20 protein-coding genes are annotated in these 21920 nt (G+C 65.9%); 7 read left to right on the top strand and 13 right to left on the bottom strand.

The window, feature by feature from the left end; genetic code table 11:
- Positions 1–119: 119 nt before the first annotated feature.
- Together JC616_RS23415 and JC616_RS23410 are read right to left on the bottom strand one after the other, a co-directional pair.
- Positions 120–1508: an aminopeptidase P family protein gene (locus JC616_RS23415; protein WP_227105738.1), complete on the bottom strand. Its 1389-nt coding sequence runs from the start codon at positions 1506–1508 to the stop codon at positions 120–122.
- Positions 1509–1613: 105 nt separating this feature from the next.
- Positions 1614–2822 (bottom strand): benzoate/H(+) symporter BenE family transporter, encoded by a 1209-nt coding sequence (locus JC616_RS23410; protein WP_227105736.1) that lies wholly within the window; start codon positions 2820–2822, stop codon positions 1614–1616.
- Positions 2823–2937: 115 nt separating this feature from the next.
- Between JC616_RS23410 and JC616_RS23405 the strand changes: the two genes are divergently transcribed.
- Positions 2938–4365, top strand: coding sequence for an aminotransferase-like domain-containing protein (locus tag JC616_RS23405; protein ID WP_227105734.1), 1428 nt, complete (start codon positions 2938–2940; stop codon positions 4363–4365).
- 49 nt (positions 4366–4414) lie between these two features.
- Here JC616_RS23405 and aroG read toward each other — a convergent pair whose 3' ends face one another.
- The 6 genes from aroG to JC616_RS23375 form a co-directional block, all read right to left on the bottom strand.
- Positions 4415–5476, bottom strand: coding sequence for a 3-deoxy-7-phosphoheptulonate synthase AroG (gene aroG / locus JC616_RS23400; protein ID WP_227105732.1), 1062 nt, complete (start codon positions 5474–5476; stop codon positions 4415–4417).
- Between the two features lie 232 nt (positions 5477–5708).
- Positions 5709–6119: an RNA polymerase-binding protein DksA gene (gene dksA, locus JC616_RS23395; RefSeq protein ID WP_019102526.1), complete on the bottom strand. Its 411-nt coding sequence runs from the start codon at positions 6117–6119 to the stop codon at positions 5709–5711.
- A gap of 284 nt (positions 6120–6403) precedes the next feature.
- The gene (locus JC616_RS23390; RefSeq protein WP_107801226.1) at positions 6404–6709 is read right to left on the bottom strand and encodes a c-type cytochrome; all 306 of its coding nucleotides are present in this window, start codon (positions 6707–6709) and stop codon (positions 6404–6406) included.
- Between the two features lie 92 nt (positions 6710–6801).
- On the bottom strand, positions 6802–7383 hold the full coding sequence (locus tag JC616_RS23385) for a YggT family protein (protein ID WP_227105729.1): 582 nt from the start codon (positions 7381–7383) through the stop codon (positions 6802–6804).
- An 8-nt stretch (positions 7384–7391) separates the two neighbouring features.
- Complete coding sequence (proC, locus tag JC616_RS23380) at positions 7392–8195, bottom strand: pyrroline-5-carboxylate reductase (protein WP_107801224.1); 804 nt, start codon at positions 8193–8195, stop codon at positions 7392–7394.
- 53 nt (positions 8196–8248) lie between these two features.
- The gene (locus JC616_RS23375; protein ID WP_227105727.1) at positions 8249–8941 is read right to left on the bottom strand and encodes a YggS family pyridoxal phosphate-dependent enzyme; all 693 of its coding nucleotides are present in this window, start codon (positions 8939–8941) and stop codon (positions 8249–8251) included.
- Between the two features lie 269 nt (positions 8942–9210).
- Between JC616_RS23375 and JC616_RS23370 the strand changes: the two genes are divergently transcribed.
- Both JC616_RS23370 and JC616_RS23365 read left to right on the top strand, forming a co-directional pair.
- Entirely contained in the window at positions 9211–10248 is a 1038-nt protein-coding gene (locus tag JC616_RS23370; RefSeq protein WP_043589321.1) for a type IV pilus twitching motility protein PilT, read from the top strand.
- Between the two features lie 46 nt (positions 10249–10294).
- Positions 10295–11431 carry a PilT/PilU family type 4a pilus ATPase gene (locus tag JC616_RS23365; protein ID WP_048412756.1) on the top strand — a complete coding sequence of 379 codons (1137 nt, stop codon included), beginning with the start codon at positions 10295–10297 and terminating at the stop codon, positions 11429–11431.
- Between the two features lie 141 nt (positions 11432–11572).
- On the opposite strand, the gene JC616_RS23360 is transcribed toward JC616_RS23365, so the two are convergent.
- A complete protein-coding gene (locus tag JC616_RS23360) occupies positions 11573–12160 on the bottom strand; it encodes a TetR/AcrR family transcriptional regulator (RefSeq protein ID WP_107801222.1) in 588 nt (195 codons plus the stop codon).
- 334 nt (positions 12161–12494) lie between these two features.
- On the opposite strand from JC616_RS23360, the gene JC616_RS23355 reads away from it, so the two are divergent.
- Both JC616_RS23355 and JC616_RS23350 read left to right on the top strand, forming a co-directional pair.
- Positions 12495–14411 (top strand): sensor domain-containing diguanylate cyclase, encoded by a 1917-nt coding sequence (locus JC616_RS23355; RefSeq protein WP_227105725.1) that lies wholly within the window; start codon positions 12495–12497, stop codon positions 14409–14411.
- Positions 14412–14463: 52 nt separating this feature from the next.
- Entirely contained in the window at positions 14464–15171 is a 708-nt protein-coding gene (locus JC616_RS23350) for a pseudouridine synthase (protein ID WP_227105723.1), read from the top strand.
- Between the two features lie 450 nt (positions 15172–15621).
- Here JC616_RS23350 and fepB read toward each other — a convergent pair whose 3' ends face one another.
- Together fepB and JC616_RS23340 are read right to left on the bottom strand one after the other, a co-directional pair.
- Entirely contained in the window at positions 15622–16629 is a 1008-nt protein-coding gene (fepB, locus tag JC616_RS23345; RefSeq protein ID WP_227105721.1) for a Fe2+-enterobactin ABC transporter substrate-binding protein, read from the bottom strand.
- A 106-nt stretch (positions 16630–16735) separates the two neighbouring features.
- Complete coding sequence (locus tag JC616_RS23340) at positions 16736–17557, bottom strand: M949_RS01915 family surface polysaccharide biosynthesis protein (protein WP_227105719.1); 822 nt, start codon at positions 17555–17557, stop codon at positions 16736–16738.
- 336 nt (positions 17558–17893) lie between these two features.
- Between JC616_RS23340 and JC616_RS23335 the strand changes: the two genes are divergently transcribed.
- Complete coding sequence (locus JC616_RS23335) at positions 17894–18895, top strand: extracellular catalytic domain type 2 short-chain-length polyhydroxyalkanoate depolymerase (RefSeq protein WP_107801212.1); 1002 nt, start codon at positions 17894–17896, stop codon at positions 18893–18895.
- Between the two features lie 18 nt (positions 18896–18913).
- Here the strand turns inward: JC616_RS23335 and JC616_RS23330 are convergent, their stop codons facing one another.
- Positions 18914–19801: a LysR family transcriptional regulator gene (locus JC616_RS23330; RefSeq protein WP_227105717.1), complete on the bottom strand. Its 888-nt coding sequence runs from the start codon at positions 19799–19801 to the stop codon at positions 18914–18916.
- Between the two features lie 118 nt (positions 19802–19919).
- Between JC616_RS23330 and JC616_RS23325 the strand changes: the two genes are divergently transcribed.
- Positions 19920–21119, top strand: a complete 1200-nt coding sequence (locus JC616_RS23325) for an MFS transporter (protein ID WP_227105716.1) — start codon at positions 19920–19922, stop codon at positions 21117–21119.
- On the opposite strand, the gene JC616_RS23320 is transcribed toward JC616_RS23325, so the two are convergent.
- Positions 21074–21853, bottom strand: a complete 780-nt coding sequence (locus JC616_RS23320) for an EAL domain-containing protein (protein WP_107801210.1) — start codon at positions 21851–21853, stop codon at positions 21074–21076. The genes JC616_RS23325 and JC616_RS23320 overlap by 46 nt on opposite strands.
- Positions 21854–21920: the final 67 nt, after the last annotated feature.

Genomic DNA, 21920 nt, shown 5'->3' with positions numbered 1-21920 from the left:
GACCGACACTAGCATCGGCCCGCGGCGGGGGCTGGTCAGAATGCGACGCGGGGGCGAGCGCAGGCGACCGGGCGTGAAAAAGCCGCCCATGGGCGGCTGGAAGGCGGGAGCGGCGGGTTTCAGCCGGCCATCGCGGCTTCGACTTCTTCCACCGTCTTGGGAATCGGCGCGCCCAGCACGCGGCTGCCGTCGGCGGTGACCAACACATTGTCCTCAATGCGGATGCCGCCGAAGTCCTGGTATTCGCGGAATTTGTCGTAGTCGATGTACTGGCTGTGGCGGCCTTCGGCGGCCCAGGCTTCGATCAGCGCCGGGATGAAGTACATGCCGGGCTCCACCGTCACCACCATGCCTTGTTTCAGCGGCTTGCCCAGACGCAGGTAGCCCAGCCCGAACAGCGGGCTGCGCTCGGTGTCCTCGCCGTAACCCACCAGGTCTTCGCCCAGGCCTTCCATATCGTGCACGTCCATGCCGATCTGATGGCCAAGGCCGTGCGGGAAGGCGATGGCGTAGGCGCCGGATTCAACGATGGCGTCGGCGTTGCCCTGGAAGAAGCCCAGCGCGCTCATTCTTTCCACCATCAGCCGCGCGGACAGCTTGTGCACGTCCAGATAGCGCACGCCCGGCTTCATCGCCTCGATGGCGGCCAGCTGCATGTCCAGCACGATATTGTACAGTTCGCGCTGGCGCGGGCTGAACTTGCCGCCCACCGGGAAGGTGCGGGTGATGTCGCTGGCGTAGCCGCCGCCGGAGGTACAGCCGGTGTCGTTCAGCGCCAGGTCGCCGCTTTCCAGGCGGTTGTCGTGGTGATGGTTGTGCAGCACTTCGCCGCGGCGGGAGAAGATGGACGGATAGGCCAGCTGCCAGTCGCGTCGGCGCATGATGCCTTCCATCTCGCCCACCACTTCGTATTCCATCACGCCGGGTTTGGCGTGGCGCATCGCGGCGACGTGCATGTCGCGGGTCACCGCCAGCGCCGCTTCCATTTCGGCGATTTCTTCGTCGCCCTTGATTTCGCGCAGCGCCACCACGGCATGGGTCAGCGGCGCGGAGAAGCCGTCCTTGACCTTGGCCGGATGAACGTCCAGCAAGCGGCCCATCTCGATCAGGGTTTCGCCGCGGTACGGCGCCAGGTAATGGACGGCGCGGCCGGCGGCGCGCGCGGCGCTCAGCGCGGAGGCCAGTTCGGCGTAGCCGCGGCTGTGTGTCAGGCCGGCCAGCGCGGCGCGTTCGGCCAGGCTGGGCAGCGGGCCGGTCCAGACGATGTCGGCCACGTCCGGATCGTTGCCGAACAGCGTCGCTTCGCCGCTGTCGGCGTCGATGAGGCCGGCCAGGCCCGGTTCGTTCAGGCCGAAGAAATAACGGAAGCTGGAGTCCTGCACGAAGGGCAGAGTGTTGTCGTGATAGTTCATCGGCGAATCGACATTGCCGACAAACAGCAGCAGGCCGGACAGGCCGGCCGCTTGCAGACGGGCGCGGCGTTGCGCGTATACGGTGGCAGCGAACATGGTTTCCTCGAGGGTGGGCAGGGTCCGCCCGGTTCGGTCGCCGCGCGGAATATTGTATCCAGTCCCTTAACTTATCATGCCCGCCGCCGGGCTGCCAGTGCCGGTTCAGCCGCGCTGGCCGACGGCGGCTTCGGCCTGCCGGGCCTTGGCCGGACGCAGGATCAAGGCCACCGCGCCGCCGGCCAGCAAGGCCCACAGCGGCGCGCCCAGGCCGGCGATGCTGACGCCGGAGGCCGCCACCACGAAGGTGATCAGCGCCGCTTCGCGGCGGCCCTCGTCGCTCAGCGCCGCGCTCAAGGAGGACGCCAGGGTGCCGAACAGCGCCAGCCCGGCGGCGGTGGCCACCAGCGCCTTGGGCAGGGTCAGGATCAGGCTGGCCAGCGCGCCGCCGGCCGCGCCTATCGCCAGATAGAGCGCGCCGCAGATCACGCCGGCCACATAGCGGCGTTTGGGATCGGGGTGGGTTTCCGGCCCGGTGCAGATGGCGGCGGTGATCGCCGCCAGCACCACGCCGTGGCCGCCGAAGGGCGCGGTCAGCATGGACACCGCGCCCAGCAGCGACACCGGCGAGCGGGCCGGGATGCGGTAGCCGGAGGAGGCCAGCACCGCCATGCCGGGCAGGAATTGACCGGTCAGCGCCACCAGCGCCAGCGGCAAGGCCAGATTGAAGAAGGCGCTCCACGACCATTGCGGCGCGGTGAACAGCGGACCGCCGCCGCCTCCGCCATGGGCCGGCAGCGGCTGGAACAGGCCTTGCGCCGCCGCCAGCAGCAGGCCCAGCAGGATGGCGGCCGGCAGCGCGTAGCGCGGGAAGAAGCGGCGGCCGACGAAGAACAGCGCGGCCATGCTGACCACCAGCAGCGGATCGTGGCCGGCGGCGCTGGCCAGTTCGGCGACGAAGCGGAACAGGATGCCGGCCAGCATCGCCGCCGCCAGCGCAGCGGGGAACACCTTCATCAGCCGGTCGAACAGACCGCTGACGCCCAGCAGGGTGACGATGGCGGCGGCGGCCAGGAAGGCGCCCACCGCCTCGCCGTAGGGCACGCCGGGCAGGGCCGCCAGCAGCAGGGCCGCGCCGGGGGTGCTCCAGGCGGTGATCACCGGCGCCTTCCAGCGCCAGGACAGGTAGAGGCCGGCCACGCCGGAGCCGATGGACACCGCCCAGATCCAGGAGCCGAGCTGGGCCGGGGACAGTCCGGCTGACTGGGCGGCGTGGACGATGATGAGGAAGGGGCCGGAATAGCCGACCAATAAGGCCAGCGCCGCGGCCAGCGCGGCGGAGGGCGACAGGTCGCGCCAGAAGGTGGACGGCATGATGCGCTTTCTTGCGATGAAAAGTAGGGCCAGCCTAGCGCAAGCGCCGCGCCTCGCCTTCCCACAGCCGACGCAAACAGTTTATGCTGCGCACAATCTGTTCTATATAACAGCGATGACTGATTCCCTGTATCTACGCATTGCCGCGGACATCGAGCGCGGGCTGGACAGCGGCGAGTACCCGCCCGGCAGCCGGCTGCCCTCGGTGCGCCGTCTGGCCGCCCTGCACGGCGTCAACGTCTTGACCGCGCTGGCGGCTTACCGCCATCTGGAGCGCCGGCAACGCGTCAGCGCCCGGCCGCGCGCCGGCTTTTTCGCCGCCTTGCCCAGCCGCGCGCAGCAGGCGCATGCCCGGGACGACGGCTTGCCGTCGGCGGCGACCCTGGTGCGGGTGGACAGCCGCATGTCGCAATTGATCGAATGGTCGGGCCTGGACATCGGCACCCAGCTGCACATGGCGGAAGCGCACGGCAGCATGTATCCGGCGGCGGCGCTGGCGCGTCGGCTGCAACAGACGCTGAACCAGCGGCCGGAGCTGATCGGCGCCTATCTGCCGCGCGGCGAGCAGGCGCGTCTGCACCGGCTGGTGTGCGGGCTGGCGGCGCAGTGGCAGCTGGCGCTGGAGCCGGACGCCATCCTGTTCACCCACGGCATCACCGAGGCGATCAGCCTGTCGCTGCGCTTGCTGACCCGGCCGGGCGACACCGTGGCGGTGGAGACGCCGGTGTACTTCGGTCTGCTGCAAACCCTGGAGGCCCTGGGACTGAAAGCGCTGGAAATCCCGTGCACGCCGGACGCCGGCCTGTCGCTGGAGGCGCTGGAGTTCGCCTTGCGCCACGGACCGGCGCCGCGCTGCCTGGTGACGGTGACCAATTTTCAGAATCCCACCGGCGCCTTGATGCCGGACGAAGCCAAGAAGCGCTTGTTGCAGCTGGCTTACCGTCACGGCCTGACCATCATCGAGGACGATGTGTTCGGCGAGCTTTACTTCGGCGAGCAGCATCCGACGCCGCTGAAGGCCTGGGACAGCCGCGGCGAGGTGATTTACTGCTCGTCCTTCACCAAGAGCTTCGCGCCTTCGTTCCGTTTGGGCTGGTTGTCCGGCGGCCGCCATCACGCGGCGCTGGCGCGGCTGAGCAATAGCAGCAGCCTGGTGAGCTCGGCCTTGTATCAGGGCTTGTTGGCGGATGTGTTGGCCGACGGCGACTACGCGCGTTTCGCCGAGCGTTTGCGGCGGCAATTGGCGCGGCAGATGGGCCAACTGGCCGACGCGGTGCTGGCGGCCTTCCCCAAGGGCACGCGGCTGCGGAGGCCGCAGGGCGGTCTGCTGCTGTGGGTGGAATGTCCGGAAGGGCTGGACGCGGGCCGCTTGCTGGAGCGGGCGCTGGCCGAATCCATCAGTTTCGCGCCGGGCCTGGTGTTTTCCGCCGAGCCGCGTTTCGGCCACTGTCTGCGGCTGAATTTCGGCCAGCCGTGGTCGCCGGCGCTGGCGCGGGCGATTGCCTCCCTGGGCCGCCTGGCCGGCGAGCAGCTGAGCCAATGAAAACGGCGGAGCGCATGCTCCGCCGCGAGGCAGTCGGCTTGGCGCCGGCTCAGTCTTGACGCGCGCGGCGCGCCTTCACCGAGTCGGCCAGCGTGGTCAGCAGTTTTTCCGTGTCGTCCCAGCCGATGCAGGCGTCGGTGACGCTCTGGCCGTAGGTCAACTCGCAGCCCGGCTTCAGGTCCTGGCGGCCTTCCACCAAGTGGCTTTCCACCATCACGCCGAAGATATTGGCGTTGCCGGCGGCCAGCTGGCCGGCGATGTCGTCGGCCACTTCCATCTGACGACGGTAGTCCTTGCGGCTGTTGGCGTGGCTGAAATCCACCATCAGCTTTTGCGGCAGGCCCACGGAGACCAGTTCCGCCGCCGCGGCGCTCACGTGCTCGGCCGAGTAATTGGGTTCCTTGCCGCCGCGCAGGATCACGTGGCAATCCGGGTTGCCGCCGGTGGAGACGATGGCGGAGTGGCCGGTCTTGGTCACGGACAGGAAATGATGGGGCACGCTGGAGGAGCGGATGGCGTCCACGGCGATCTTCAGATTGCCGTCGGTGCCGTTCTTGAAACCCACCGGGCAGGACAGGCCGGAGGCCAGTTCGCGGTGCACCTGGCTTTCGGTGGTGCGCGCGCCGATGGCGCCCCAGCTGATCAGGTCGGCGAAGTACTGCGGCGTGATCATGTCCAGGAATTCGGTGGCGGCCGGCATGCCCATGTCGTTCAGGGTCAGCAGCAGGCGGCGCGCGATGCGCAGGCCGCTGTTGATGTCGAAGGATTCGTTCAGCAGCGGATCGTTGATCAGGCCTTTCCAGCCGACGGTGGTGCGCGGTTTTTCAAAGTAGACGCGCATCACCACCACCAGCTCCTGCGACAGCTTGTCGCGCAGCGGCGCCAGCTTCTTGGCGTACTCGATGGCGGCTTCGGTGTCGTGGATGGAGCAGGGGCCGATCACCACCAGCAGGCGGTCGTCCTCGCCGCGCAACAGCGCGGAGATGTCGCGGCGGGCGGCGTAAATCACCTCGGAGGCGGCCTCGGTGATCGGCAGTTCGTACAGGTGGGCGATGGGCGGCAGCAATTCCTTGATTTCGCGGATTCTGACGTCGTCGGTCTGGCGTTGCATAAAGGCGGCTTCCTTGCTATTTCAGTTTTTGCATAGCAGCAAGATAACCGGATTCCACGACGCTAGACAAGCGGCCGGCCTGCTTTAATGCCCTAAATTCATACTAGATGATCGTTAGGGATAAGCTATCGGCTCCCGATTTATCTGCTTGTTTTTCTTGGACGGGGGACAGGCGGACATGAAAAACGCCCCGGATGCGGCCAGGGCGTTTTGCGGGCGAGAGCCGGAACGGTCAGTCGGCGTACTGACGCTTCATGCGTTCGCGGCGTTCCTGGGCTTCCACCGACAGCGTGGCGGTGGGGCGGGCCATCAGGCGGCGCAGGCCGATCGGTTCGCCGGTGTCTTCGCAGAAGCCGTAAGAACCGTCTTCGATCTGGCGCAGCGAGGCCTGGATCTTTTGCAGCAGCTTGCGCTCGCGGTCGCGGGTGCGCAGTTCCAGCGCGTATTCCTCTTCCAGCGTGGCGCGGTCAGCGGGATCCGGCGTGGCTTCCTGCTCTTGCAGGTGATTGGCGGTCGCATTTGCGTTAGAGAGCAACTCCTGCTGCATCTGCAACAACCGGTCTTTGAAAAACTCAAGATGGTCGGCGTTCATGTAATCGTCGCCGGTCCAGTTGAGGATATCCTGTTCGGTTAGTTTGGCCATAATAGGTGCTTCCAGCATAGAGTTGGCAACAGGCGGAGAAGATTACCGGCGCCCCGCTATTTCTGCAACTGTCTTAGGCGCTTAGGTGATATTAACTCCCTGCTGCTGACAATCGGTATAGCGTTGTTTCACTCCGGTAACAAGCCTGAGGCATCGTTAAAAGGGTATTGGCGCAACAGGCTAAGACATAAAATGTCCCGGACAGTTCAAAGGCGGCAATGCGCCGCCTTTTTCCGGGAGCCGGCGCGCCGTGCGGCGTGCCGGGTTTCTAGCGTCGGGATGGCTTATTTCAGCGACAGTACCCATTTGGCCAGCGCGCGCAGGTCCGCGTCCGGGATGTTCGGATGCGGGGTCATCGGCACCGGGCCCCACACGCCGGAGCCGCCGTTCTTGATCTTGGCCATCAGCATGGCTTCCGCGCCTTTCTGGCTGGCGTATTTCTTGGCCACGTCCTTATAGGCCGGGCCGACGATCTTCTTGTCCACCGCGTGACAGGCGGTACAGCTGTATTTTTGCGCCAGCTGCATATTGGCGAAGGCGGGAGCGGCGGCGGCGCTCAACAGGGCGGCGGCGAGCAAGGCTTTTTTCATTGGAAGTCTCCTGGTGTGGTGATGCAAATCGGTTGCCAAACGAGCGGCCGCAAAGCGCGGCCGCGAAAAAATATGACAAATAACCTGAATTGCTACAGTACTACCTTGAGTTGGGTCAAGAAGCTTGCTTCCAGCATGCGCACCGGCAGCATCAGGATCACCTGGATGATCAGGAGCAGCACCAGCGGCGACAGGTCCACGCCGCCGATATTGGCCTTGCGGAACGGACGCAGGAAGGGCCGGGTCAACGCGTCCAGCACCGGCATCAGCGGGTTGTAGGGGCTGACCCAGCTGAGCACGGCCTGAACGATGACGCTGCCCATCAACAGGGTCAGCGATTGCTTGAACACTTCCAGCAGCGACAGCAGCGACAGCGCCACCCAGACCTGCGGAAAGGTGAAGACTTCCGGCACCGAGCTGAGCAAGGTGACCAGCACATTGGACAGCAGCGCCACCAGCCAGGCCAGCAACATGGTGGCGCTGTCGTAGCTGCGCATCGCCGGCACCAGCTTGCGCAGCGGCAGCACCGCGAAATTGGTGGCGGCCATCACGAACTGGCACAGCGGGTGTTTGAACGGGGCGCGCGCCACTTGCAGATAGAAGCGCAGCAGCAGCACCAGCACGAACAGGCCGCAAAGGGAGTGGATCAGAAAGCGCAAAGTGTCGAAGAACATGATGTGGCTTAGTCCTGGCTGAGTTGTTGGCCCATTTCGATGGAGCGGTCGCGGCAGTCCAGCGTGCCGGCGATGATGGCCTGCTTGACGCCTTCCGCCTCAAAGCGGGCGATGGCGCGTTCGGTGGTGCCGCCCTTGGACATCACATTGGTGCGCAAGGCGGCCACGGACAGCGGGCTTTGCTTGGCCAGTTCCACCGCGCCTTCGAAGGTGGCCAGCACCAGCCGGCGCGCTTCCGCTTCGGAAAAGCCGGTTTGCTGGGCGGCTTCTATCATGCTTTCGATGAAATAGAACACATAGGCCGGGCCGCTGCCGGACACGGCGGTGACGTCGTCGATGCGCTGTTCGTTTTGCAGCCAGACGGTGATGCCGGCCGCCTGCATCACGGTGTTGGCGTCCTGGCGGTCGTCTTCGCTGACGCCCACCGAGGCGAACAGGCCGGACACGCCCTTGCCTATCATCGCCGGGGTGTTGGGCATCACCCGCACCACGCGCTTGCTGCCCAGCCAGCGGCATAGCGCGTCCAGGCGGATGCCGGCGGCGATGGAGATCACCAGCGCGCCGTTGAGCCTGGGCTCAAGCTCCAGGCACAAGTCGCGCAGATGCTGCGGCTTGACCGCCAGCACCACGATGTCGCCGATGCCGAAGGCGTCCGGCAGCGCCGCGCCGCCGCTGACGTCGTATTCCTGGCGCAGCCGTTCCACTTTGCCGGCGTCCGGGTCCACCACGTGGATGCGATGCGCCGCCTGCTTGATCAGGCCGGCGATGATGGCGTTGGCCATATTGCCGCCGCCTATGAAGGTAATCCGCATGCTTTTTCCTTATAAACCGGCCTGAAACCGCTATCGTTTCAAGCCGATGTCATTCAATGATAATGGCGCGCGCCGAAAATGGCCGTGCCCACCCGCACCAGGGTGGCGCCTTCGGCGACGGCGACGGCCATGTCGGAGGACATGCCCATGGACAGCGTGTCCAGCGCCAGCCCTTCGGCGATCAGGCGTTCGCGCAGCCTGCGCAGCTGGGCGAACTGAGACGCCAGCCGCGCCGTGTCCTCCGTGGGTTCCGGGATGCACATCAGGCCGCGCAGGGTCAGACGCGGCAAGGCCGCCACCGCGCGCGCCAATTCCAGCGCCTGCTCCGGCGCGCAGCCGCTCTTGCTGGCCTCGCCGGACACGTTCACCTGAATGCACACGTTCAGCGGCGGCAGCGCCGCCGGACGTTGCGCCGACAGCCGTTCCGCGATTTTCAGCCGCTCCACCGAGTGGGCCCAGTGCGCCAATTCCGCCACCGCTCGGGTTTTATTGGATTGCATCGGGCCGATGAAGTGCCATTCGATCTCCAGGCCGGCCAGCGCCTCGGCCTTCTGCTGCAATTCCTGCACGTAGTTTTCACCAAAGGCGCGCTGGCCGGCAAGATAGGCTTGCTCGATGTCCGCGGCGGGGAAGGTTTTGCTGACGGCCAGCAAGCGCACCGATCCCGCCGGACGGCCGGCGGCGTGTTCCGCGTCCGCCAGGCGTTGGCGGACTTGCTGCAAGGGTTGGGAGATGGAGTCTGTCATGGCGTCGAGAAATGGTTTGCTGCGGGCGGTGAGGCTTGTTGCCCGGGTTTGGGGTTTCTACAAAGAATCATGGCCGCGCATCATTAATAATTATGGGGTGACGGCGATATCCCAAATGGCTGAGTTGAGCTTACAATCAGCGCCAGAGCCGGAAATGCCGGGGTCTCGTTCGGGCGCGTCGCCGACGCGGGCGGTTCTTCATTATTTTTCAAGTGGTCGCCTGGCGGCTGAAACCATGGCGGCGGTGCAGTCATCGTGGAGATTATATTATGGAAATTTCGGAGCTCTTGGCCTTTACGGTCAAGAACAAGGCGTCCGACCTGCATCTGTCCGCCGGGCTGCCGCCGATGATCCGGGTGAACGGCGACATCCGCCGCATCAACCTGCCGCCGATGGACCACCATGACGTGCACGACATGGTGTACGACATCATGAACGATTACCAGCGCAAAATCTTCGAAGACACCTTCGAGTGCGACTTTTCCTTCGACCTGCCCGGCATCGCCCGTTTCCGCGTCAACTCCTTCGTGCAGAACCGCGGCATGGGAGCGGTGTTCCGGGTGATTCCGTCCAAGGTGCTGTCGCTGGAGCAGCTGGGCGCGCCCAAGATCTTCCAGGAAATCGCCGCCTTTCCGCGCGGGCTGGTGCTGGTGACCGGCCCCACCGGCTCAGGCAAGTCCACCACGCTGGCGGCGATGATTGATTTCATCAACGACAACCACTTCTCCCATATCCTGACCGTGGAGGATCCGATCGAGTTCGTCCACGACAGCAAGAAGTGCCTGATCAACCAGCGCGAGCTGGGCTTGCAGACTCACAGCTTCGCCAATGCGCTGAAGTCCGCCCTGCGCGAAGACCCGGACGTGATCCTGGTGGGCGAATTGCGCGATCTGGAAACCATACGCCTGGCGCTGACCGCGGCGGAAACCGGCCACCTGGTGTTCGGCACCCTGCACACCAGCTCCGCCGCCAAGACCATAGACCGTATCGTCGACGTGTTCCCGGCCGGGGAAAAGGAGATGGTGCGTTCGATGCTGTCCGAATCGGTGCGCGCGGTGATCGCCCAGACCCTGCTCAAGACCAAGGACGGCAGCGGGCGGGTGGCCGCGCATGAAATCATGCTGGGCACCCCGGCGATCCGCAACCTGATCCGCGAAAACAAGATCGCCCAGATCAACTCCATGATCCAGACCGGTCAGCAGCACGGCATGCAGACGCTGGACCAGTGTCTACAGGAGCTGGTGCGGCGCAATATGGTGTCGCCGGCGGACGCCAGACAAAAGGCCGCCAACAAGGATCAATTCTGAGCGGGCGCTGCGCTACACTAGAAACGGCGACCCGCGGGACCTCATCATGGAAAAAGACCAGGCTTCCAAGTTCATACTGGATCTGCTGAAGCACGCCACCGGCAAGAACGCCTCCGATGTCTTCATCGCCGCCGATTTCCCGCCGGCGATGAAGATAGACGGCAAGATCACACCGGTGGCGCCGCAGCCCCTGTCCGCCCAGCACACCAAGGAATTGGTGCGCGCGGTGATGAACGACCGGCAGACCGAGGAGTTCGAAACCAAGAAGGAGGCCAACTTCGCGATCAATCCGCCGGGCCTGGGGCGCTTCCGCGTCAGCGCCTATGTGCAGCAGGGCCACGCCGGCATGGTGTTGCGCAAGATCAACACCGAAATCCCCACTTTCGACCAGCTCAACCTGCCGCTGGTCTTGCGCGACATCGCGCTGATCAAGCGCGGGCTGGTGATCTTCGTCGGCGGCACCGGCTCGGGCAAATCCACCTCGCTGGCCGCGCTGGTGGACTGGCGCAACAGCCACAACCACGACCACATCATCACCATCGAAGATCCGATCGAATACGTGCACCAGCACAAAAAGTCCATCATCACCCAGCGCGAGGTGGGCGTGGACACCGATGATTGGGACATCGCCTTGAAGAACACCCTGCGCCAGGCGCCGGACGTGATCCTGATGGGCGAGATCCGCGACCGCGAAACCATGGGCTACGGCTTGCAGTTCGCCGAAACCGGCCACCTGTGCCTGGCCACGCTGCACGCCAACAACGCCAACCAGGCGCTGGACCGCATCCTCAACTTCTTCCCCGAGGAGCGTCATCAACAGGTCTTGATGGATTTGTCGCTGAATATGCGTTCCATCATTTCCCAGCGGCTGGTGCCGATCAAAAGCGGCCGCGGCCGGGTGGCGGCGGTGGAAATCCTGCTCAACAGCCCGCTGGTGTCCGACATGATCTTCAAGGGCGAAATCGCCGGTCTGAAGGAAGTGATGGGCCGCTCGCGCGAGACCGGCATGCAGACCTTCGACCAGTCCTTGTTCGAGCTGTACGAGGCGGATCTGATCAGCTACGAGGACGCTCTGCGCAACGCCGACTCCATCAACGATCTGCGGCTGAAGATCAAGCTTTACAGCGAAGGCTCCAAGTCCAGGGACCCGCTGGAAGGCATAGACCACCTCGACATCGTCTAAAGAGGCTGTTTCCTACCTGCTGCGCTGCGCGAGATCTCGCGCGGCGGCTAGGTCTCAGCACGCTCACGCGCCGCGCGCTCCTTCCGTTTCTTCCGCCGCAAGGTTTTGTCTCGCGCTTGTCCGCGAGGTTTTGAACGGGTTCTACGCCCGGGCTTGCAGGGCCAGCGCCGCCGCCGCGGTTTTCAGCAGCCGGTCGGACAGCGTCTCGTCCGAGATGGCGCGGGACAGCAGCAAGGCGCCCACCATCAGGGCCAGGCAGGCTTCGGGCGCCAGCGCCGGCCGCGAGCCGGCCGCCGTGTCGCATTGTTGCGCCTGGCGCAGCGTGTGCAGCAGCGCCTGCAAGCCTTCGGAAAACGCCTGGCGCGTGGCTTTGTCGTGGCGGGCCAGCTCCCCGGCCAGCGCGGCGGCGGCGCAGCCGGAGTCAGGAAAGTCGCGGTGCGCCGCGCTCAGATAATCCTTGGCCAGCCGTTTCAGCCCGGCGCCGTTGGGCGCCTGCTCCAGTTGGGCCTGCCAAATCTCGTTCATGTCCAGCAGCGCCTGGCGACAGGATTGCGCCACCAGATCGTCCTTGCTGTGGAAGTGGGCGTAGAAACCGCCGTGGGTCAGTCCCAGATCGGCCATCAGATTGGCGATGCCGACATTGGCCACGCCTTCGGCTCGAAAACGCAGCGAGGCCATGGTCAGGATCCGTTGACGGGTTTCGGTCTTGTGAGTTGAGCTGTAGCGCATCGTTGACCTTCCTGTTCGGCTAGAGGGTGGCGCAACGCAATGACGAAGCGGTGATTCCGTTTTAGATGATAGCTATCATTTATTCAATCGCGATGTGAATCAGCAAGATAGCCCGCCCGCCCCCTGCGTGCGTGGCAGTCAAGAAAGCCAAGGAATGACGGCGGAATTTATCCGATATATCTATATTGACTAAAAAGCGGCGTTTCCCGCCTTGCTCCCCGTTCCGGGGACGGCCCGGAACACCGGTCGCGCTCAAGCCGGCGCGCGGGGGACGGATGGTTTCCCCCATTCGCCGGCCGTCGCGGCTGTGCGCTGAGGGAGGGTGGAGACAAGCATGCAGCGATGGAGGGATGCCGCCGCGGGCTTTTGGGCGGCCGCATGGCGGCAGCTGAGCGTGGCCGCGGCCTATTGGGGCTTGGCGCGGCTATTGATGGCCGGCTTCATGAATGCGGAAACCTGGCTGACGCCGGCCTGGTTTCCGGCCGGCCTGGCGATGGCGGTCGCCTTGCGCGGCGGCCAGCGCTACGGCATGGGGCTGGCGGCGGGATCTTTGCTGTTTAGCCTCTTGTCGCGCCAGTTGCCGCTGGCGGACGCCTTGTTGATCGCCGGCGCCAATACGGTGGGCAGCTTGTTGGGCGCCTTGCTGGTGCGCTACCGCTGCGGCCGGCGCCTGCCCTTGCACAGCCTGTCCTATGTCCAGGCCTTCATCGCCGGCGCGGCGCTGGCCGCGGCCGTCGCCGCCATGGGCGGCACGGCGGCCCTGCTGCATGGCCAGCCGCAACTCTTATTGCCGCTGGGGCGTCACTTCATCGCCTGGTGGCTGGCGGACCTGGCCGGCATTTTCAGTCTGACGCCCTGTCTGCTGCTGTTGAGGCGCGCGGTGACAGGCGAAGGCCACGGCGGCCTCGGCTCGCTGGACGGTTTGACCGCCTGGCTGACCTTGCTGGTCGCCGGCCTGGCCATGCTGGGCATAGACGACAGCACCGGACGTTATGCCGCCCTGCCTTATTGCTTCAGCCTGCCTCTGCTGTGGTTCGCGTTTCGCCAGCGCTTGCGGCTGGCCCATGGCCTGTCGCTGGGGATTTTGCTGCTGGCTCTGGCCGGCGGCGTGTCCGGCCACGGCGCTTTCGGGCACGGCGAGCAGGCATTGCTGACTCTCAGCATGCTGATGCTGATCCAGACCACCACCTTGCTGGTGTTCGGCGCGCTGGCGGTGGATCTGCGACGCACCGAGGCCAGGCTGCGCGGCGTCAACCGCCAATTGGAGGGCAAGGTCCGCGCCCGGACCCGCGAACTGGCGGACAGCGAGGCGCGTTTGCGCCTGATGGCCGACGCCGCGCCCTTTCCCTTGGCGATGAACCGTTTGCAAGGCGGCGAACTGATCTACGCCAATGCCCGCGCCGAGGAGTTGTTCCGCGAACGACTGGCGCCCGGGCGGCCGCTGCGGGTGCAGGACTTCTACGTGGATCCAGCCGAGCGCGAGCGCGTGTCCGCGCTGCTGCGAGTAGGCGGTTGCGTGCGCGACCGCGAAGTGCGGCTGCGCGCCGCCGACGGCCGGGAGTTCTGGGCGCTGATCTCCTGTTCCGTGGTGAGGGCCGACGACGGCTGGTTTGTGATCAACGGCGTCAACGACATCAGCGAGCGCAAACAGCTGGAGCAGGATTTGCTGCAGGCCAACCAGGCGCTGCGCCAGAATCTGAATGAAATAGAACTGCTGCAGCAGGGCTTGCGTGAGCAAGCGTTGCGCGATCCGCTGACCGGCCTGTTCAACCGCCGTCATCTGGACGATATTCTGCCGCGCATCCTCAGTCATATGCTGGCGGTGCACAGGGACGTGGCGGTGTTGATGGTCGACGCCGATCATTTCAAGCAGATCAACGACCGGTATGGCCACCCTTGCGGCGACGCGGTGCTGACGGCGCTGGCGGCGCATCTGAGCGACGCCTTCCGCAGCGGAGACATCGTTTGCCGCTACGGCGGCGAAGAGTTCTTCATCCTGCTGCCTGGCGCGTCGCTGAACGACGCCTACGCCAAGGCGCGCCAGCTGTGCCACGATGTGCGCGTTCTGCCCATCGTGGCCGGCGGGCACGATATCCGCGTCACCTTGTCGGTGGGGCTGGCGCTGTGCCCGCTGCACGGCACCGACGCCGGCAGCGTGGTGGCCGCCGCCGACGCGGCCTTGTACCGCGCCAAGAAGGAAGGGCGCGACCGGGTGTGCGTGGCGGATCCCATGCGTCCGCTGGTGTCCTGACACTCCGGCTTGGCGGCCTGGCGCGTCGGGGGCGGTGTGCTACCATCCGCTGATGGAACTTTACCGACTACTGCAACAACAAGGCTTTGGCGGCCGCAAGGAATGCCGGCAGCTGATCGACTACGGCCTGGTCGAACTCAATGGCGAGATCGTCGACAACTACCGTCAGCAGGTGGAACTGGCCGATATCCGGCAACTGGTGGTGGACGACAAGCCCTGGGACGTGGTGACCGGGCCGCTCTACTTGCTGTTCCACAAGCCCCCCAATTACGAAACCTCGCACAAGCCGCAGCACAATCCCGGCATTTATCGGCTGCTGCCTTATCAGTTCGGCAATCTGGGCATCACCGCCGTGGGCCGGCTGGACGTGGACACCACCGGCCTGATCCTGCTGACCAACGACGGCCAGTTCGTGCACGCGCTCAGCTCGCCCAAGAAGCTGGTGCCCAAGTGCTACCAGGTGACGCTGAAACACGCGGACAGCGAGGAGTTCATCGCCAAGCTGCAAAGCGGGGTTTATCTGAACGACGAAGGCGCGGAGTTCGCCGCCGACAGCATAGAGCGGCTGGACAGCCATGTGATACTGCTGACCATCACCCAGGGCAAGTATCACCAGGTCAAACGCATGGTGGCGGCGGCCAGCAACCGGGTGGAACAGCTGCACCGCATCAGCCTGGGCAGCGTGGCGCTGGGCGAGCTGCCGCAGGGCGAATGGCGGCATCTGAGCGCGGAGGAGCTGGCCAGCCTGGGTTGGTCGTGAATCATCCCGCTTGGCGGCAATAAGCGCCGCATGCCGAACAGGCCGCCTTTCAAGGCGGCCTTTTTTTGTCGCGCGGCGCGGCGCCGTGCGCCGGCATGGCCGCTCATCAAGTTGATCGCGGCATGGAATGCATTGAAGTGCCCCGAGGCGCGTCCGCGCCCGGGGCTTTTTTGCGCCTGACAAGCGGCGCTTGTGGTGGGAGCCTCCTGATTTGGCCGTGATTTCAGATGGGGGGCTAAATAGGCTTTACTATCGATACTTTTCCATCGATTGCCATTAATGTAATTTATTTAATGAATAACATTGTTTATTTACTTAAAAAAATTACACGCTCCATAATGGGAAGGCGGCTCATGGAGAAGGCGGCGCCGGATGGCCGCGATCAATGTGAAAACAGGCCCGCGCCGTGTCGGGCGCGAGCCTGTCGGGAAGGAAGCCGGCAGCTGCCGGCTATTGGAATTGCCGCGCCAGCCGCGCCAGCAGATTGCGCGAGCTGTAGTAATCCAGGCGGAAGGTGTCGAAGCCGGCGGCGTAGACCTGCTTGCCGCGCACCGCGGCGTTGCCGGCCAGGAAGGGATTAGCCAGTACCTTGGGCACGCTGGGCGCGTCGGCGTTGAACAGCAGGATGCTGTTGCCGCGCAGCCCTTCGGCGAATTTCTCGCCGGACAGCTGCACGATGTCGCGGCGCACGCCCTGGCTGGTGTTGCCCTTGACGCTGTCCGGCGCGGTGGCGAGCGTAAAGCCCAGCGCTTGCAGCAGCTTGCCCTGGGCCGATTCCGGCGTCCAAAGATTGGCCCCGGAGCCGTCCTCGCTGTACACCATGGCGGCGGTGGGCTGCGGCGGCAGTTTCAGCTTGCTTTTCAACTGCGCGACTTCGGCGTCGAAACGGGCGATCACCGCCTGGGCGTCGGCCTCGCGGCCGCTGGCGCGTCCCAGCAGCGTCGCCAGCTCCTGCCAGCTCTTGTCGTCGTAATTGACCACCAGAGTCGGCGCCATCTGGCTTAATTGCTCGTACAGCTTCAGCGCGGAGTCGCCGCCGGTGCCGGCCATCACGATCAGGTCCGGCTGGGCGGCGATGATGGCTTCGGCATTGGGCTCGCCCTGGTAAAGCGGCTGCACGCCCCGTTGCTTGGCCACGGCCCCCCATTGGGTGAAGAAGCCCTGGCCGTCGGTGACTTTGGAATTGGCGGCGCTGCCGCCGCTGGCCACTACCGGGGCGTTGATGGCGAGTAGGGTGCCGGTCAGGGTCACGCTGGTGGACACGATGCGCAGCGGCGGCCGCTCCAGCGTCAACGGACCCTTGGGCGTGCTCAAGGTGCGCGGCCACTGGCCGGCGGCGGCGGCGGAGGCGTCGGCGCTTTGCTCAGGCGCGCCGCAGGCGCTCAAGGCCAGAGCCAGGCCGGCGCTCAGCCATAAGCGCAGCGCAGCGCGGCGCGGGCGGGAAAAATCGGAAGCCATGAAAATCCTTAGGATAGACGCGGGTGGTGGCTCCGATTTTATTGCAAACAAGAATTATTATCATAATTACCGAAGGGCAGGTTTGCGAGGGCCGCAAGCCGCGCGCTCATTCCTGTTGCTGCTTGAGCCAGTTGTCTTCCTGATGCCGCATCAGCGCGAACCACTGCTGGCGCATGTGGCGGGCAAAAGCCGGCGGCGCCGCGGCGAAGTCGTTTTCGTCGGTGTAACAGCCGGGCAGATAGGGCGGTTCGAAGTCTTTCTCCCAGCCCTTGGCCTGCAGCGCCCGCTGGCCTTGCGGGCTGCAGTCCTCGGGCAGCGGCAGGCCGGTCAGGTGGCCATTGTCCGGGTCCAGCCAGCGCACGCCCTGGCGATCCAGGCCGCGCAGGCCGTATTTGGCTTTGCCGGCGTGAAGAATCAGCTTGTAGTCGTTGGGGCTGACGTCGCTGGCGCAAGCGCTGCGATAGCCGACCACCGTTTCCAGCGCGCCGTCGCGGTTGAGGTCCGGAAAAGCAATGGAGGCCAGATCGAAGGTCGCGCTGGCGTCGAACTCGCAGCGCGTCACGCCGTCGCTGAGCATCCACTGCCGTCGCGGCCTATCCTGGCCCAGCGTGTATTGCGCGGCGTAGAGCGTCGCGCTCTGTGCGCCGTCGGCGCCGCGCGCTTCCTGTCGCTCCGCCAGCACCAGCACGTGCTCGCCGGCGCTGTCCGTCCAGCCGTAGGCGGCGGTCAGCTTGCCGCGCAGCTCGACGCCGGCCGGCACGGCGCTCAGGCGTCGCACTTGGCCGGCGACGGACGGCGCGCTGGCGGTGTCGGCCGGCTCGGCGGCGGGCGGAGGCGGCTGGGGTTTGCAGGCGGCGAGCGTCAGCGTCAGGCCGAGCAACAGCGAGACGCGCAGGCCGGCGGTACGGGGCGCGGGGAGCGGGGGCATGCCGTTCTTCTTGTCATTGATGAAACTGGAATAGTACGGAATACCAGCGACGCGGAACAGCTCCTGCGGCAGAGAGGGGTTGGGGGCAGGGCGGGAACTGACCGATTTGCCGACGATTCATGACGTTGGGGTGATTTTTGCCGGCTGGGGACGCCATAATCCAGGCGGGAGCGCGATCCTCGCGCGATACCGCAGTCTGTTCAAAGTCTCGCGAGCGAAGGCGAAGCAGCCGAGCACGCGGAACGCTCGTGGCTCATGGGCGTTTCAAAGCCGCGCTCGCCGTGTCGCGTTTGATGACGCGGGGCGGACAGGGAACGGGTTCTTTAAGGAGGGCTTATGTTGAAACCTGCTTGGTGGTGGGCTGGGGCGCTGGCGTTGACGCTGGCGCAGATGGCGGCGGCGGAGCCGCTGCCGGCGTATCGCGGCGACGCGCGGCAGTCATCGGTGTCCGGTCTGTCGTCCGGCGCCTTCATGGCGGTGCAGTATCAGGTGGCGTTTTCCGCCTCGGTGCGAGGCGTCGGCGTGGTGGCGGGCGGGCCTTACTATTGTTCCAAGGGCATGCTGGCGGGCGCGCCGGCCTGCATGAGCGGTCCGCCGCCGGCGGTGGGCGGCCTGGTGCTGGCGACGCAGCAGTTCGCGCTGGCGGGACAGATCGATCCCTTGTCCAACCTGGCCAAGCGCCGCGTCTATCTGTTCAGCGGCAGCCAGGACAATACTGTCAAGACGGCGGTGGTGGACAGCGCCGAGCGTTATTTCCGCAAGCTGGGGGTGCCGGCGGCGAGCATCGACTACCTGCGCAGCCTGCCGGCCGGCCATGCCCAGATCACGCCGGCTTACGGCAATGACTGCGGCGAGACCAAGTCGCCTTACGTCAACCATTGCGACTGGAAGGGCGAAGGCTACGACCAGGCCGGCGCTATCCTGACGCAAATCTACGGCCCCTTGCAGCCGCGCGCCGGCCAATTGAGCAGCCAGGTGTCCGCTTTCAACCAGAAGCCGTACGCGCCGCCGGGCAGCAGCCTGGCCGACGAGGGCTATGTCTATGTGCCGCGCGCCTGCGCCGAGGGCGAATCCTGCAAGGTGCATGTGGCGCTGCACGGTTGCCGCCAGTACGCGGGCGCGGTCGGCGACGCTTTCTACGGCCATGCCGGCTACAACGAATGGGCGGACAGCAATCGCATCATCGTGTTGTATCCGCAGACCACGGCGATGCCGCCGGGCAACCCGAACGGCTGCTGGGACTGGTTCGGCTATACCGGCGTGAATTTCGCCTGGAAGAACGGGGTGCAGATGCGGGCGATCAAGGCGATGGCGGACCGGCTGGTGTCGGCGCCCTGAGCCAGAGTCCGGCGGGGTTCAGCCGCCGGGGAAGCCGCGTTTGGCGAAGAAGTCGATGAAGGCGCGCAGCCGCGGCGGCGGATAGGGCGAACCGGGCCATAGCAGATAAAGGACGCCGCTGCGCTCGGCCCAGGCTTCCGGCAGCGCCCGCAGCCGTCCGTCCGCCAGTTGGCGGCGCACGGTGAAGTCCGGCAGGCAGGCGATGCCGGCGCCTTGCTCCGCCAGCTGGATCAGCGCGTCGCCGGTATTGGCGCAGGCATGGACCGGCAGCGCCGGCGCGTCTTCATCCTGGCCGGCCAGCGGCCACGGCGCCAGTTTGCCGCTGCGCGGATAGCGGTAATGCAGGCAGCGGTGCTTCGTCAGATCCATCGGCGACGCCGGCTCGCCGCAGCGGGCGAAGTAGGCCGGCGCGGCCACCAGCCGCATGCGGTAAGCGCCCAGCCGCCGCGCGCTCAAGCGCGAGTCTCCCGGTTCGCCGCCGCGAATCACCACATCGAAGCCTTCGCCTATCACGTCCACCAGCCGGTCGCTGTAGTCCAGATCCAGTTCGATCTCCGGATAGTCTTGCATGAAGGCGGCCAGCAGCGGGGCCAGCACGCCGCATTCGTGCGGCAGGCCCACCTTCAGCCGGCCGCGCGGCGCGGCCTGCTCTTGTTGCAACTCGCGCTCCGCCGTTTCCACTTCGTCCAGAATGCGCAGGCAACGTTGCAGGTATTGCTCGCCGGCCGGGGTCAAGGTCAGCCGCCGGGTGCTGCGTTGAACCAGACGCGCGCCCAAGCGCGCCTCCAGCCGCGCCAGGCCTTTGCCGGCGGCGGAGGCGGAAATGCCCAGTTGCCGTCCGGCGGCCACCAGGCTGCCTTGCTGGGCGATATGGGCGAACAGCTCGATGCCGCTCATTTTTTCCATGGTTTGCCTCGAAATTACGGAATACAGTTCCGTTATGTATGGAATTGAAGACTATTTTTCCGTATCGCCAAGGAATCTAGCATAAGCCCTCGTTCATGTGCGATACGGGAGAAGCGGGATGACAGGCAAGAGCGGCGAGTCGGCGATGCCGGCGACGGTGTATCTGTTGGGCCTATGCATTTTTGCGATGGCGACGTCGGAATTCATGGTGGCGGGGATGATGCCGTCGTTGGCGGCGGCTCTGGGCGTCGGCTTGCCGGCGGTGGGCAATCTGGTGTCGGCCTTCGCCGCCAGCGTGGTTCTGGGCGGGCCGGCGCTGACTTGGCTGCTGCGTTCGGCGCGGCGCAAGCACAGCTTGATCGGGCTGTTGCTGTTGTTCCTGGCCGGGCAGGCTTTGGGCGCGCTGGCCGGCGATTACCGGCAGATGCTGTGGTCGCGGCTGATCTGCGGCGTGGCGCAATCGGCTTTCTTCGGCGTGGCCCTGGCCTTGGCGGCGGAACTGGTGGGCGAACACCGGGTGGCGCGCGCCGCCGCGCTGGTGCTCAACGGCCTGATGCTGGCTTCGGTGGCCGGCCTGCCGCTGGCGGCCTGGGTGGATCAGAGCTGGGGCTGGCGTGTGAGCTTTTGGCTGGTGGCGGGCATGGTGGCGTTGGCCGCGGCGGGCATCGCCGCGCTGACGCCGTCCGGCATCCGTCCGCAGACCTTGAGTCTGGGCGAGGAGGGCCGCCGGCTGGCGCGACCCAGCCTATGGGCGGCTTATCTGAGCAGCGGCCTGATCATAGGCGCGGTGTTCGCCGCCTTCACTTATCTGGCGCCCTTGTTCACCCGGGTCAGCGGCTTCGCCGCTTCGGCGCTGCCCTGGCTGTTCGCCGCTTACGGGCTGGCGACGGTGCTCGGCAATCTGTTCAGCGGCCGCCTGGCGGACAGCCACACCCGCGCCGTGCTGCGCGGCGGCCTGCTGGTCTTGCTGGCCGCCCTGGTGGCGTTGGCCTTGCTGGCGCAATGGCAGGCGGCGACGGCGGCGTGCGTGCTGCTATTGGGCTTGGCCGGCCTGCCGATGAATCCGGCGATGGTGGCGCGGGTGGTGCGCGCCGGCGGCAGCGGGCCTATGGTGAACAGCCTGCACATGTCGGTGGTCAATCTGGGTCTGATGCTGGGTTCCTGGGGCGGCGGCGCTTTGTTGGACGCCGGCTGGAGCCTGCGCGCGCCGGTCTGGCTGGGCGCGGCGTTGGCCGCGCTGGCCTTGCTCAGCCTGTGGCTGGACCGCGCCGGTCACAGCTGGCAGGTCACCGGCAGCTCGGCCGGCTTGCCCAGGTAGAAGCCCTGGTAGAGCTCGACCCCCAGTTCCTGCATCGCCTGGTGTTGCTCGCGGGTTTCTATGCCTTCCACCGCCATGCGGCAGCCTATCTGCCAGCCCAGCTCCAGCAGCACCGGCAGCCGGTGGCGTTCGCCGGACATATAGTCCAGCAGCAGGCTGCGGTCTATCTTGATCAGGTCCGGGCACAGCGACTTGACCTTGCCGTGGCGAGCGGCCACCGCGCCGAAATCGTCCACAGACAGGCCGAAGCCGGCCTCGGCGGTCAGGCGCAGGCTGTTGATCAGCGGTTGGCCGTGGTGTTCCACCTCGTATTCCGGCAGTTCGAAAATCACGCCGCCGCTGTCCAGTTCCAGCGAGTCCAGCAGGCCTTGCAGCAGGGGAAGGTGATTGCGGCCGTGGTTGTCCACCACCGCGGTCTGGGCCAGCAGGTTCAGGCACAGGCAGCCGGATTGGCCGCTTTGCGCGAAATTGCGGATGTGGATCAGCCGCGCCAGCTGATCGGCCTCCAGCGCCAGCTCCGGCGGCAGGCCGGACAAAAAAGAGTCGGGGGACGGCGTCTGGCCGTCCTGCGTCCGCACGCGAAGCAGCGCCTCGTAGCCGAACACGCCGCCGCTGCGGTAGAACAAGGGCTGGAACACGCTGCTGAGCTGACAGCCGCCCAGACGCGCGCAATACCGGCCGTCCGCGTCGCGGTACAGCTGTCGCTCGGGATGAGGGCCTAGGGGTGGAGCCATGGTGGTTTAGTCGCGCGGGATGGACTTTCAGCATAGCAAGCATTGCGCCGGGCTACCGGCCGGCTGC

Source organism: Chromobacterium rhizoryzae (assembly GCF_020544465.1).
Lineage (GTDB): Bacteria > Pseudomonadota > Gammaproteobacteria > Burkholderiales > Chromobacteriaceae > Chromobacterium.
Note: the sequence above shows the minus strand (reverse complement) of the source record. Positions and strands in the feature narration are given on the sequence as shown.